Below are 13380 nucleotides of genomic sequence, written 5' to 3' on the forward strand. Positions count from 1 at the left end.
GTCTGACGTGTCCATCCTCACCGGCTCCGACATTCTCGTCACCGGAGGCACCGGGTCCTTCGGCCGGGCGTTCATCCGGCACGCGCTGGAGCGGCTCGATCCGCGCCGGATCATCGTCTTCAGCCGGGACGAGCTGAAGCAGTGGGAGGTCCGGGCCGCGTTCGGTGACGACCCGCGGCTGCGGTTCTTCCTCGGTGACGTCCGCGACCGGCCCCGGCTGATGCGGGCCATGCACCGGGTCGACTACGTCGTGCACGCGGCCGCGCTGAAGCAGGTCGACAGCGGTGAGTACAACCCGTGGGAGTTCGTCCAGACGAACGTGATCGGCTCGCAGAACGTGATCGAGGCGAGTATCGACTCCGGCGTCAAGCGGGTCGTCGCGCTGTCCACCGACAAGGCGTCCAGCCCGATCAACCTGTACGGCGCGACCAAGCTGACGGCGGACAAGCTGTTCATCAACGGCAACCACTACGCGGCGGCGTACGAGACGCGCTTCAGCGTGGTCCGGTACGGCAATGTGATGGGCAGCCGCGGCTCGATCATCCCCAAGTTCCGCGCGCTGCACGAGGCCGGCCAGTCGCTGCCGATCACCGACCTGCGCTGCACCCGGTTCCTGATCACGCTGCCGGAGGCGGTCCAGTTCGTCGTCGACTCGTTCGAGCTGATGACCGGCGGCGAGCTGTACGTGCCGCGGATCCCGTCGATGAAGGTGACCGACCTGGCCGAGGCGATCGCGCCCGGCGCCACCATGCACGACATCGGCCTGCGCCCGGGCGAGAAGCTGCACGAGGAGATGATCAGCCCGGAGGAAGGCCGCCGCGCGCTGTCCCTCGGCAACCGGTTCGTCCTGCAGCCCGACCTCGCCACCTGGGGCTACACCCCGCCGGCCGCCGGGTTGCCGGTCATCGACGGCTTCCACTACGCCTCCGACACCAACGACCAGTGGTACTCCATCGAGGAGATCCGCAAGGTCCTGGACAACGAGGATTGATGCTTCCCTACGGGCGTCAGTCGATCTCGGCTGAGGACATCGAGGCAGTCACCGCGGTACTGCGTGGCGACTGGCTGACCACCGGCCCGGCCGTGACCGCCTTCGAGACCGCGGTGTCCGAGCTCGCCGGCGGTCACCGCGCGGTCAGTTGCACCTCCGGCACCGCCGCACTGCACATGGCGTACGCCGGGCTCGGCGTCGGCCCCGGCGACGAGGTGGTGACCACGCCGATGACCTTCGTCGCGACCGCCTCCTGCGCCGCGATCCTGGGCGCGAAGGTGGTCTTCGCCGACGTCGAGGAAGACACCGCGCTGCTCGACACGGCGGCCGTCGACGCGGTCACGACGGATCGCACCAAGGTGATCGCAGCCGTCGACTACGCCGGCCACCCGGCGGACTACGACGCGCTCCAGCCGATCGCGGATCGGGTCGGTGCCTCGACGCTCGACGACGCGGCCCACTCCGTCGGTGGTTTCTCCAACGGCCGCCCGGTCGGCGACCTGGCCGACGTGACCACGCTGTCGTTCTTCCCGACCAAGAACCTCACCACCGGTGAGGGCGGTGCCGTCGTCGCCAAGGATCCCGCGGTCGCCCAGCGGGTACACGAGTTCCATTTCATCGGGCTGGTCCGGGATCCGTCGCGCTTCAAGATCACCGACGAGGGCCCGTGGCACCAGGAAGTCCATGAGTTCGGCGTGAACTACCGGCTGACCGATCTCGCCTGCGCACTCGGGTTGTCCCAGCTGCGCCGGCTGGCGGCCTTCAAACAACGCCGCACCGAGATCACCGCGAAGTACAACGAAGCCTTGGCCTCCGTGGACGGACTCCGTACTCCGGTGCAGCGGGCCGGCGTCGATCCGGCCTGGCACCTCTACCCGGTGCGGGTGCTTGGCGGTCGCCGCCGCGAGGTGTTCGAGGGGATGCGCGCTGCCGGGATCGGTGTCCAGGTGAACTACATTCCTGTCTACTGGCACCCTGTCTTCGCCGAACAGGGCTACCAGCGCGGCCTGTGTCCCAACGCGGAGCAGTTCTACCGCGAGGAGCTCTCGCTGCCGATGTACCCCGACCTGACCGACGCCGACGTCGACCGGGTGATCGAGACACTGATGAAACTGGTGCGGTGACTACTAGCCTGCTGATGGTTGGCGCGGAGATGCTCAACTGGTCCGACTTGCGTCCCACCGACGGTCGTCCGGCGGCCGGTGGGCGGGCGACGGGCGCGCTGTTGGCCGCGACTCTGCGGCCGAGTGACAAGGTGCTGGTCGCGGGTCCGCATTCGCTGCAGGTGCTGGAGCTGATCGCGAGCAGGACCGCGTCGGTCGACGTCCTGGTCCGGTCCGCGCCGGATGCCGAGCAGATCGCGCGGATCGTCACCGGCCGCGTGTACTGCGGCGCCCTCGACCGCTTCACCGGCACCGACCTGTACGACGTGGTCGTGGCGCTCGACGGGATGCACCGCTTGGTGGGTCCGGATACCCCCGCGATGACGTGGACCGACGCGCTCGCAGTTCTGAAGGCGCGGATGGCACCACGCGGCCGGTTGCTGCTGGCTGCCGAGAATCGCTTCGGGATCGAGCGGCTGATCCAGCCCGAGGTGATGGCCGCCGTGCCGCGCAACGAGGACTGGCCTCGCGATATCACCGGTGCGCTCGATGCTCCGGTCGGCTTGCCGTCGGTCCAGGCGGCTCTCGGACCGCTCGGCGTGGGCGCCACGATCCATGCCGTCTACCCCGATCTGGTGAGCGCCGATCTCGCCCTGACCGACCCGCAAGGCCCGCTGACGGCAGCGGCAATCGGCAGGTCCGTCGCCGCCCGCTACAACGGCCCCACGCTGATGGATCCCTACCGTCTCGTCCAGGACGCAGTGGCCGCCGGCCTCGGTCTGGAGTTGGCGCCGGTCTGGTACTTCGCCATCGGCGACACTGCTCCGGAGGTCCTGCCGATCGGTGCTGTGGCGGCGGGCGAAGGCGTGTTGCTCGAAGAACAGTTGCTTGAGGCATTGAAGGTCGACGACCAGGCAGCACTTCGGCGTACTGTGCCGGCCTACGTCGCATGGCTGGCTTCGCTGGATGCGGAGTCGGCGGCCATCGCCTCGCCGGACAACGTGATCGCGGACGGTACGGCGTACCGGCTGTTCGGTAGCGGGGTGGTGGTTTCCGGTGGCGCCGTCGAGCACCTGGCGCGGTTCGTCCGGCGGGCACAGGAAGCGGGCTCTCGGCAACCATGGGCGGGTGACACCCAGACGCTGACGGCACGGCTTGCAGCGATGGCGGGCCTTGAGGTGACAGCGGAACTGACTGTTGCCCTCGACAACCTTCGGCCACAGGGCCAGGCCGAGCAGCTGGCCACCATCGCACGGTTGTCACAGGAGCTTGCCGACGCCAACGAGCAGGCGACCTGGTTCGAGAGCCAGCTGGACGGGATCCGGCGGTCCCGGCCGTACCGGATCGGCCATGCGGTACTGAATCCCGCCCGCGTCGTCGTGAAGCGCATCCGGCGGCTCTGATGCACCACGCCAACCACTTCTACGGTCACGCGCACGTGATGGCCGCGTACGCCGGGCTGCGCGGGTCGCCGCGGATCTGGGGTTATCTCCAGCACGGCTGGAACATCCTCGACGGGTTCGCATACAACACCGCGTTCGTCGCCGGGATGCCGAAGTTCGTCTGGTCGGACAGCGTCCGGCGCCGCGGCTGGTCGATGGGGCTGCGCAACCACTCGGTGATCGGCGCGCCCTGGCTGTACCTGCTCCGCGTGCATCCCGAGCTGGCGACACCGGCGAACGATGCCGAGGGCACCATCTTCTACCCGTTCCACGGCTGGGAAGGTCAGCACGTACTGGGCGACCACGGCCGCATCGTTGCCTCGATCAACGAGCACGAGCAGGGCCCGGTGACGGTCTGCCTGTACTGGAACGAGTACGAGAAGCCGGCCATCCGGCAGGTCTACGAGCAGGCCGGCTTCCGCGTCATCACGCACGGCTACCGCGGCCTGCATTGGCGCAAGACCGACAAGGACTTCCTGCTCAAGCAGCTCAAGGAGATCCGCAGACACCGCCGGGTCGCCTCGAACCGGCTCAGCTCCGCGGTCCTGTACGGCGCCTCGCTCGGCCTGCAGCCCGGCGTCTACGGCGACCCGATGCTGCTGGAGCACGAGCACCCGTCGTTCGGCGGTCAGGCGCGGATCAAGCGGATGTGGCCGGAAATGGACCAGCCCTACGTGCCGCTCGAGCAGGCCCGCGAGTTCACCGACACCGAGCTCGGTGTCGAGAACCTCGCCCACCCGGCGGAGATCCGGGAGATGTTCCACTGGACGACCAAGATAGCATTCCTGTGAAGATCGGCATCATCACCCAGGCTCGCGCGACGAGCACCCGGCTCCCGGCCAAGGTGCTGCTCACCGCCGCCGGCCGGACCTTTCTCGAGTACCACCTGGACCGGCTGGTCGCGACCGGGTTGCCGGTGATCGTGGCGACGACGACGAACGTTGACGACGATCCGATTGTCGAGCTGTCGGAAAAGGCCGGCATCCCGGTGTTCCGGGGCAGCGAGCAGGACGTGCTCTCGCGCTTCGCGGGCGCGGCTTCGCAGTACGGGTTGGACGGGGTCGTCCGGGTCACCTCGGACTGTCCGCTGATCGACGCCGAGATCGTTGCCTCGGGCGTCGACCGCTGGCGGGCGGAGAACGACGAGAACCTGTACCTGTCGAACTGCCTGGAGCGCACCTTCCCGCGCGGAATGGACTACGAGGTGTTCTCGGCCTCCAGGCTGCTGGAGGCCGACGCGAAGGCGACTCTCCCGGCCGATCGGGAGCACGTCACGCCGTACTTGCACCAGAATCGGCCAGGCGACGTCCGGTTGCTGAACCTGGCGTGGAGCGGCGGCGGCTCGCAGTACCGGCTGACTTTGGACACCGAAGACGACCGTTTGCTGCTCACCGCACTGCTCGAGGATCACCACGCGAGCACGCTCGACTGCGCCGATCTGGTCGCGAAACTGGCCGAACATCCCGAACTCGCCGCGCTCAACGCGCACATCGAGCAGAAGAAGCTCGGCGAGTAACGACGCGCGACGCGGTGGCTACGGCATGATTTACGGTGATGACCACCGATGACTCAGAACGCGCGCACTCCTTCGGCGCCGTCGCGGCCGCGTACGACGCGGGCCGGCCGACGTTCCCTGCCGACGCGCTGACCTGGATCCTCGGTCCGGGGCGGCTGCAGATCCTCGATCTCGGGGCCGGTACCGGCAAGCTCACCCAGGTCGCCGCCGCGCTCGGGCACGATGTGGTGGCCGTCGATCCGTCCGAGGAGATGCTGTCGCTGTGCCGCCGGCTGCCCGGGGTCGACACGATGGTCGGCGCCGCCGAGTCCATCCCACTCGCGCAGGCGTCGGTCGACGCGGTGATCGTCGGGCAGGCCTTCCACTGGTTCGACCACAGCCGCGCGCTGCCCGAGATCGCCCGGGTACTGCGCCCGCATGGCGTCCTCGGGCTGCTCTGGAACAACTACGACACGGTAGTGCCGTGGATCCGCCGGCTGCACCGGGCGATGATCGGCGAGGACTTCCTGGCCGGCAACGACGAGTTCGACCCGATGCCGGTGCTGCTGCAGTCCGACCTGTTCTCGCTGGTCGAGACGGCACGCTTCCGGCACTGGCACGACCTCGACCGGTCCGGCCTGAAGCAACTCGCCCAGTCGCACTCGCGGGTCGCGGTACTGACCGAGTCGCGGCGGGAGTCGGTGCTGGACCAGATCGACGCGATCTACGACAGCACGGCCCGGCCGCCGGAGCCGCTGCGGATGCCGTACTTCACCAACTGCTACCGCACCCGCCCCAGCGATCTGGCCAACTACCGCCGCACAATGGCCTGAAACGTTTTGGTTGCAGCGGGTCACAAATCACCGACCAGCCGCTAACGTGCACCTGTTCGCGTTCCGAGACGAGGGGTGCAAATGTCAGAGGAAACTGGGCACGAGCGAGAAGCCCGTGCGTATGAGGCCGTCCACGAGGCGGCCGACTTCCAGGAGCTGAAACGCCGGTACAAGAACTTCGTCGTGCCGTGGACGGTCGCGTTCATGGTCTGGTACCTGGCCTATGTCGCCTGCAACAACTGGGCGCGTGACTTCATGAGTCACCAGGTGGTCGGGCACATCAACGTCGCGCTGATCTTCGGCCTGCTCCAGTTCGTCTCGACCTTCGCCATCGCCTTCGTCTACGGCCGGTTCGCGAACCGGAAGCTGGATCCGCTGGCCAGCGGGCTGAACGCCAAGTACAAGAGGGAGCGCCGCCGGTGACCACGCTTCTCATCCCACTCGCCGACGCGGAGCCCGGCAACCAGGCTCTCACCATCTCGCTGTTCACCGCGGTCGTCGCCGTGACGCTGTACATCACCTGGTGGGCGTCCCGGCAGAACAAGACCACCGCCGACTACTACGCCGGCGGCCGCTCTTTCAGCGGCGCTCAGAACGGCCTCGCCGTCGCCGGTGACTATATGTCCGCGGCCTCCTTCCTCGGCATCTCCGGCCAGATCGCGCTCTACGGGTACGACGGCTTCCTGTACTCGATCGGCTTCCTGGTGGCCTGGCTGGTCGCGCTGCTGCTGGTCGCCGAGCTGCTCCGTAACTCGGGCCGGTTCACGATGGCCGACCAGCTCGCCTTCCGGATGAAGCAGCGGCCGGTCCGGACCGCCGCCGCGTCCTCGACGATCGTGGTGTCGATCTTCTACCTGCTCGCCCAGATGGTCGGCGCGGGTTCGCTGGTCGGGCTGCTGCTCGGCGTGAAGAGCGAGGGCCTGAAGGCCGGCGTGATCGTGCTGGTCGGCGCGCTGATGATCATCTACGTGACGATCGGCGGCATGAAGGGCACCACCTGGGTGCAGATCGTGAAGGCCGTGCTGCTGATGACCGGCACCCTGCTGATCACCTTCCTGGTGCTGCTCAAGTTCGACTTCAACCCGTCCAAGCTGCTCGGCGCGGCTGCGGCCAACTCGGGCAAGGGCGAGGCGTTCCTGCAGCCCGGACTGCTTTACGGCAAGGACCTGACCGGGCAGATCGACTTCCTGTCCCTCGGCCTCGCGCTGGTCCTCGGTACTGCGGGGTTGCCGCACATCCTGATCCGCTTCTACACCGTGCCTGACTCGCGGTCGGCGCGGAGGTCGGTGCAGTGGGCGATCGGCCTGATCGGCAGCTTCTACCTGATGACGCTGGCGCTCGGCTTCGGTGCGGCGGCGCTGCTCGACACCGGCAAGGACAGCGCGGTCGCGGGCTCGAAGGGCAACACCGCATCGGTACTGCTGGCTGAAATGGTCGGCGGTGGGCCTGACTCGCTTGGTGGCGCGATCCTGCTCGCGTTGATCGCCGCGGTCGCCTTCGCCACCATCCTCGCGGTGGTGGCCGGGCTGACACTGACTTCGGCGTCGTCGTTCGCGCACGACCTGTATGTGAACGTACTGCGCTCTGAAGATTCGGCCAAGGGCAAGGTCACCGAGAAGAACGAGATCCGGGTCGCGCGGTTCGCGGCGATCGGGATCGGCGCGGTCGCGATCGGGCTGGCCATTCCGGCGCAGAAGCTGAACATCGCGTTCCTGGTCGCGCTCGCCTTCGCGGTGGCGGCTTCGGCGAACCTGCCTGCGCTGCTGTTCAACCTGTTCTGGCGGCGCTTCAACACCTCGGGCGCGGTCTGGAGCATCTACGGCGGTCTGACCTCGGCCGTCGTGCTGGTGATCTTCTCGCCGGTCGTCTCGGGCAAGCCGACGTCGATGATCACCGGCGCCGACTTCGCCTGGTTCCCGCTGTCCAACCCGGGCATCGTCTCGATCCCGCTCGGCTTCCTGCTCGGCGTGGTCGGCACCTACCTCGGCCGCGACAAGACCAGCACCGCCCGCTACAACGAACTCTCAGTCCGCGCCCTAACCGGCGCCGGCGCCGAAGGCCCCGCCAAACACTGACCAAGCCCACATCTGGTGGGCTTGAACACCATGCGGTGGCCGTGAACAAGGTCCTTCCTGTTCACGGCCACCGTTTTGTGTTCAAGCCCACCAGATGTGGGCTTGGCACGTGGCGGGGTCAGGGGGTGGGGGCGATCGGGAAGGTGGCGGCGAAGTGGTCGACGTGCTTTGCGGTGCCTGAGGTTTTGAGTAGGCCGGATTGAAGCGCTGCTGCGCCGTCGATCGCGCCGGTGAGGAGAGGGGCGATGGGGGCGAAGGCCTCCAGGACTACTGCGCCTTCGAGGGGGCCCAGGTCTACGGTCAGGTCGGCGCCGTCGACGATGGCGTGGACTACCAGGTCGCCGAAGTGCAGTTCGTACTTCGCCTTCGACCTGCTGGGGTGGAAGGTCGAGCGCAGCGCCATCACCAGTACCTCGGCGGTGATGATCTCGTCAGGGCGCAGTTCACCCAGAGAGCGCGCACCCCAGCGCCCCAAGGCGAGCACCACCTCATCGAGGTCGGCGCCGTACTCCGTCAACTCGTAGACGATCGCCCCGGACGGCCGCGGCTGCACCCGGCGTACGACGAGACCCGCCTGCTCGAACTCCTTCAGCCGGGTGGCCAGCACATTGGTCGGGATCTTCGGCAGGCCCGCGCGCAGATCCGTGTACCGCTTCGGGCCGACCAGCAGGTCGCGGATGATCAGCAGCGCCCAGCGCTCCCCGACGAGTTCGAGCGCGCGGGCGACCCCGCAGTACTGGCCGTAGGTCTTCGTCGTCATATCTCCTACCTTACTCCCCTTGACAGACCGTACTTGCTTTTATGAAGCTTAGCGCATGGCGAAAATGACTGAGCAGCAGCGAGAAGAGTTCCTGGCCGATACTCACGTGGCCGTCCTGAGCGTGGCGGGCGAGCCCGGCCGGCCGCCGACCAGCGTGCCGACGTTCTACGCGTACTCGCCCGGCGGTGAGATCACGATGTTCACCGGCACGCAGCGCCGCAAGCCGAAGCGGATCGAGCAGATCAAGAACGCCGGCGTGGTGTCGCTGGTGGTGCAACGCGAGGAAATGCCACCGGCGTACGTGACCGTCGAAGCCGAGCTGGTCGAGGTTGGCAAGCCGACCGACGAGCAGATGCTGGCGATCGCCCGCCGCTACATGCCGGAGGAGCACGCCCAGGGCTACGTCCAGAGCGAACTCGGCGACCCGGACAACATCGTCCTGCTGTTCACCTTCCGCCCAACCCGCTGGCTCACCTCAGACACCTCACAGGACTGACCGACCCGAACCGTTGACGCTCTGGTGGCGCTGCCGTAACAATGAGCCAGCGCTGCGCAAGAATTCAGCAAACCTACGAAACTTCTAGAGCATCTCTGCAAACTTCTTGGCAGCCGTAGTCCCTTGTGCCTTCACCACCCCGCCCATCGGAGAGGCCCCGGATGCCATGAGAACCACACCTGGAAGGTGGCGGCTGCTGGCTGCCACGGTCGTCGGCAGCCTGGTGCTGTCGGCCGGCCCGATGTTCGCCGCGGTCGGCGTGACCGGCCCCGGCGCGACCGCAGCGGCCGCAGTACTGGCCGGTCCCAACCTCGCGGCCGGCAGGTCGGCCACCTCGAGCAGCAGTACCCAGAACTACGCCGCGTCCAACGTCACCGACGGGAACCAGGGCACCTACTGGGAGAGCGCCAACAATGCGTTCCCGCAGTGGGTCCAGGTCGACCTCGGATCGTCCGTCAGCACCAACCAGGTCATCCTGAAGCTACCGACCTCCGGCTGGGGCGCGCGCGACCAGACGCTTGCCGTCCAGGGCAGCACCGACGGCCAGAACTTCAACGACCTGTCCGCCTCCGCCTCGCGCGCGTTCAATCCGCCGAGCAACGCCGTCACCATCGACTACGGCGCATCCACCGTGCGGTACCTCCGGATCCGGATCACGGCCAACACCGGCTGGCCGGCAGGTCAGCTGTCAGAGCTAGAGGTCTACGGCCCGTCGACCGGTGACACCCAGGCTCCCACCGCCCCGGGCAGCCTGGCTTTCACCGAACCCGCCGCCGGCCAGATCCGGCTCACCTGGAACGCCTCGACGGACAACGTCGGCGTCACCGGGTACGACGTGTACGCGAACGGCGAGCTGCGCACCAGCCTCGGCGGCAACGTCCTCACCTACACCGACAACCAGCCGGCCAGTGTCTCGGTCAGCTACTTCGTCCGCGCGAAAGATGCCGTCGGCAACCAATCGCCGAACAGCAACACCGTCACCCGTGGCGGTAGCAACGGCCCCGGCAGCAACCTCGCTTTGGGCAAGCCGATCACCGCGTCCGGATTCGTGCACACCTTCGTGGCGACCAACGCGAACGACGACAACGTGCAGACCTATTGGGAAGGCAACGCCAACCCGGCCACGCTGACCACCGAGCTCGGCGCGAACGCGGATCTCAGCTCGATCGTGATCCGGCTCAACCCGGACAATGCCTGGGGCAACCGCACCCAGACGTTCTCGATCCTCGGCCGCGAGCAAGGCGCCACGGGCTTCACCACGATCGTGGGCTCCGCGTCGTACAACTTCGGCCCGTCCAGCGGCAACAGCGTGACGATCCCGGTGAGCGCGCGCGTGGCCGACGTACGGCTGAACTTCACCGCCAACACCGGCGCCCCGGCCGGTCAGGTCGCCGAGTTCCAGGTGATGGGCGTCCCGGCCCCGAACCCGGATCTGACCGTTTCCACCGTGACCTGGACCCCGACCTCACCGGTCGAGACCGACACGATCACTGTGTCGGCCCGGGTGAACAACACCGGCACGGCGGCCTCCGCGGCCACCGACGTCAACTTCTACCTCGGCACCACGAAGGTCGGTACGGCAGCAGTCGGCGCGCTCGCCGTCGGCGCGTCCGCAACAGTGACGGCAGCGATCGGCACGCGTGACGCCGGCAGCTACCCGCTCAGCGCCAAGGTGGACGAGTCGAACGCGATCATCGAGCAGAACGACGCCAACAACACGGGAACGAGCAGCAGCCCGCTGGTCGTCACCCCGGTCGCGAGCTCGGACCTGATCGCCTCCGCGGTGAGCTGGACTCCGGGCAACCCGGCGGCCGGCAACACCGTGACGTTCTCGGTCGCGATCAAGAACCAGGGCAGCATCGCGTCGGCGGCCGGCGCCCACGGCATCACGTTGACGCTGCTGAGCGGCAGCACCGTCGTACGGACTCTCACAGCCTCGTACTCCGGTGCGATTGCCGCCGGCGCCACCACGGCTCCGGTCAGTCTGGGTACATGGACAGCGGTCAACGGCCGGTACTCCGTCCGCGTGGTGCTCGCCGACGACGCGAACGAGTTGCCGGTCAAGCGGGCCAACAACACCAGCGAGAAGCCGTTCTTCGTGGGCCGCGGCGCGAACATGCCGTATGACCACCTGGAGGCCGAGGACGCCACCGTCGGCGGCGGCGCGCTGGTAGTCGGCCCGAACCGCACCATCGGCGACCTCGCCGGTGAGGCGTCCGGCCGTCGTGCGGTCACCCTCAACTCGAACGGCTCCTTCGTGGAGTTCACTACCAAGGCGAGCACGAACACGCTCGTCACCCGGTTCTCCATCCCGGACTCGGCCGGTGGCGGCGGGATCAACTCGTCGATCAACGTGTACGTCAACGGCGCCTTCCACAAGGCGCTGCCGCTGACCTCGAAGTACGCCTGGCTGTACGGCGCGGAAGCCGGTCCGGGCAACTCGCCGGGTGCCGGAGCACCGCGGCACATCTACGACGAGGCGAACCTCATGCTCGACGGGACGTTCCCGCCAGGCACGAAGATCAAGCTGCAGAAGGATCCGGCGAACAACACCAACTACGCGATCGACTTCATCGACACCGAGCAGGTCGCGCCGATCGCCAACCCGGGTGCGGGGTACGTCGTACCGGCCGGGTTCAGCCAGCAGGACGTGCAGAACGCGATCAACCAGGTGCAGCAGAACTCCAGCCTGCAAGGCGTCTACCTGCCGGCAGGGGACTACCCGACGTCGAACAAGTTCAACGTCGGCGGGCGAGCGATGAAGGTGATCGGCGCCGGGCCCTGGTACACCCGCTTCGTCGCGCCGACCACGCAGACCAACACCGACGTCGGCTTCGACGCCTCGTCGTCGGCGAACGGGTCGACGTTCAGCGGGTTCTCGTACTTCGGCAACTACGACAGCCGCAACGACGGTCCCGGCAAGGTGTTCAACTTCAACGGCACGTCGAACATGACGATCGACAACATCTGGGTCGAACACCAGATGTGCCTGTACTGGGGTGCGAACACGGACAACTCGACGATCAAGAACACCCGGATCCGCGACATGTTTGCCGACGGCATCAACATGACGAACGGGTCGGCCGGCAACACGGTCAGCAACAACGACGCCCGCAGTACCGGTGACGACAGCTTCGCGTTGTTCAACGCCGTCGACGGCGGCGGTGGCGAGGTGCGGGACAACGTCTTCGAGAATCTCTCGTCGACGTTGACGTGGCGGGCGGCCGGGTTCGCGGTCTACGGCGGCACCAACAACGTGTTCCGCAATCTGTATGTGGCGGACACGTTGGTGTACTCCGGAATCACGATCAGCTCGCTCGACTTCGGCATCCCGATGAACGGCTTCGGCGCGACACCGCCGACCCGGTGGGAGAACATCTCGGTGGTCAGAGCCGGCGGACACTTCTGGGGAGCGCAGACCTTCCCGGGGATCTGGATCTACTCCGCCACCAAGATCTTCCAGGGGATCCGGCTGACCGACGTCGACATCGTCGATCCGACGTACAGCGGGATCATGTTCCAGACCGACTATGTGGGCGGGCAGCAGTTGTTCCCGGTCGCCGACACGATCCTGACCAACATCTCGATCTCCGGCGCCCGCAAGTCCGGCGACGCCTTCGACGCCAAATCCGGCTTCGGCATCTGGGCCAACGAACTCCCCGAACCCGGCGAAGGCCCAGCAGTCGGCACCGCCACCTTCACCAACCTGACCTTGTCCAACAACGCGGTCGACATCCGCAACACCACCAGCACGTTCACCGTCATCCGCAACTAAAGCCGCGCGGCCGCCGGGACATCCCCCGGCGGCCGCCGCTCCCCTGCATTCGCGGACCCGGCCCACCCACCATCCGGTAGGCGGCCAAGTCAACTTCCAAGAGACTTTCCTGTCTCTAGGGAGGTTGTCCCGGTCTTCGTGGAACTTGAGGTGGCGGTCCCCCACCTGAGGCCTGCCTGGTGGTAGGTCTCGGGTGAACGACCAAGAACACCCGAAGGAAGGGGACCGCCATGAAGACCGTACCTACTCTGCACGCGGCCGCGCAGGCCGACACCATGAATTTCTCCGATCTGCCTGACGAGGTGTGTGTCGCGCTGGCCGATGTCGCCGGCGCGGCCCGTGAGGGCCTGCTGGCGATGAGTGTGGCCGCTGGGCTGGCGGTGATGCAGGCCATGTTCGAGGCCGAGATC

The 13380-nt window shown here is 67.2% G+C and carries 11 protein-coding genes and 1 pseudogene; 11 read left to right on the forward strand and 1 reads right to left on the reverse strand.

Features of this window, described 5'->3' with window-relative positions; genetic code table 11:
- The first annotated feature begins 7 nt into the window (after window positions 1-7).
- From pseB to A3ES_RS0141570, 8 genes are all read left to right on the forward strand, one after another.
- Window positions 8-991, forward strand: a complete 984-nt coding sequence (pseB, locus tag A3ES_RS0141535) for a UDP-N-acetylglucosamine 4,6-dehydratase (inverting) (RefSeq protein WP_020392761.1) — start codon at window positions 8-10, stop codon at window positions 989-991.
- On the forward strand, window positions 991-2115 hold the full coding sequence (gene pseC, locus A3ES_RS0141540) for a UDP-4-amino-4,6-dideoxy-N-acetyl-beta-L-altrosamine transaminase (protein ID WP_020392762.1): 1125 nt from the start codon (window positions 991-993) through the stop codon (window positions 2113-2115). Before pseB ends, pseC begins: the two co-directional genes overlap by 1 nt.
- A complete protein-coding gene (locus A3ES_RS0141545) occupies window positions 2112-3497 on the forward strand; it encodes a hypothetical protein (protein WP_237745192.1) in 1386 nt (461 codons plus the stop codon). The genes pseC and A3ES_RS0141545 overlap by 4 nt, the downstream gene beginning before the upstream one ends.
- Window positions 3497-4327, forward strand: a complete 831-nt coding sequence (locus A3ES_RS0141550) for a hypothetical protein (RefSeq protein WP_020392764.1) — start codon at window positions 3497-3499, stop codon at window positions 4325-4327. The genes A3ES_RS0141545 and A3ES_RS0141550 overlap by 1 nt, the downstream gene beginning before the upstream one ends.
- Window positions 4324-5052 carry a cytidylyltransferase domain-containing protein gene (locus A3ES_RS0141555; RefSeq protein WP_020392765.1) on the forward strand — a complete coding sequence of 243 codons (729 nt, stop codon included), beginning with the start codon at window positions 4324-4326 and terminating at the stop codon, window positions 5050-5052. The genes A3ES_RS0141550 and A3ES_RS0141555 overlap by 4 nt, the downstream gene beginning before the upstream one ends.
- Before the next feature lie 38 nt (window positions 5053-5090).
- Window positions 5091-5864, forward strand: a complete 774-nt coding sequence (locus A3ES_RS0141560) for a class I SAM-dependent methyltransferase (RefSeq protein WP_020392766.1) — start codon at window positions 5091-5093, stop codon at window positions 5862-5864.
- Between the two features lie 81 nt (window positions 5865-5945).
- Entirely contained in the window at window positions 5946-6287 is a 342-nt protein-coding gene (locus tag A3ES_RS0141565; protein ID WP_020392767.1) for a DUF485 domain-containing protein, read from the forward strand.
- Window positions 6284-7939, forward strand: a complete 1656-nt coding sequence (locus A3ES_RS0141570; RefSeq protein ID WP_020392768.1) for a solute symporter family protein — start codon at window positions 6284-6286, stop codon at window positions 7937-7939. The genes A3ES_RS0141565 and A3ES_RS0141570 overlap by 4 nt, the downstream gene beginning before the upstream one ends.
- A 118-nt stretch (window positions 7940-8057) precedes the next feature.
- On the opposite strand, the gene A3ES_RS0141575 is transcribed toward A3ES_RS0141570, so the two are convergent.
- Window positions 8058-8699 carry a winged helix-turn-helix transcriptional regulator gene (locus A3ES_RS0141575; protein WP_020392769.1) on the reverse strand — a complete coding sequence of 214 codons (642 nt, stop codon included), beginning with the start codon at window positions 8697-8699 and terminating at the stop codon, window positions 8058-8060.
- Window positions 8700-8754: 55 nt separating this feature from the next.
- Between A3ES_RS0141575 and A3ES_RS0141580 the strand changes: the two genes are divergently transcribed.
- The 3 genes and pseudogenes from A3ES_RS0141580 to A3ES_RS0141590 all read left to right on the forward strand — a co-directional run.
- Window positions 8755-9195, forward strand: a complete 441-nt coding sequence (locus A3ES_RS0141580; protein ID WP_020392770.1) for a pyridoxamine 5'-phosphate oxidase family protein — start codon at window positions 8755-8757, stop codon at window positions 9193-9195.
- Window positions 9196-9361: 166 nt separating this feature from the next.
- Complete coding sequence (locus A3ES_RS0141585) at window positions 9362-12970, forward strand: discoidin domain-containing protein (RefSeq protein WP_020392771.1); 3609 nt, start codon at window positions 9362-9364, stop codon at window positions 12968-12970.
- A gap of 230 nt (window positions 12971-13200) precedes the next feature.
- Window positions 13201-13380 (forward strand): annotated as a pseudogene (locus tag A3ES_RS0141590) (IS256 family transposase); the annotation flags it as partial.

It is taken from the genome of Kribbella catacumbae DSM 19601 (genome assembly GCF_000372465.1).
Classification (GTDB): Bacteria; Actinomycetota; Actinomycetes; order Propionibacteriales; family Kribbellaceae; genus Kribbella; species Kribbella catacumbae.

Bases quoted from the DNA above. Each gene is read 5' to 3' on its own strand.
- pseC (WP_020392762.1), top strand. From the start codon at position 991: ATGCTTCCCTACGGGCGTCAGTCGATCTCGGCTGAGGACATCGAGGCA.
- A3ES_RS0141550 (WP_020392764.1), top strand. From the start codon at position 3,497: ATGCACCACGCCAACCACTTCTACGGTCACGCGCACGTGATGGCCGCG.
- A3ES_RS0141560 (WP_020392766.1), top strand. From the start codon at position 5,091: ATGACCACCGATGACTCAGAACGCGCGCACTCCTTCGGCGCCGTCGCG.
- A3ES_RS0141565 (WP_020392767.1), top strand. From the start codon at position 5,946: ATGTCAGAGGAAACTGGGCACGAGCGAGAAGCCCGTGCGTATGAGGCC.
- A3ES_RS0141575 (WP_020392769.1), bottom strand. From the start codon at position 8,699: ATGACGACGAAGACCTACGGCCAGTACTGCGGGGTCGCCCGCGCGCTC.
- A3ES_RS0141580 (WP_020392770.1), top strand. From the start codon at position 8,755: ATGGCGAAAATGACTGAGCAGCAGCGAGAAGAGTTCCTGGCCGATACT.
- A3ES_RS0141585 (WP_020392771.1), top strand. From the start codon at position 9,362: ATGAGAACCACACCTGGAAGGTGGCGGCTGCTGGCTGCCACGGTCGTC.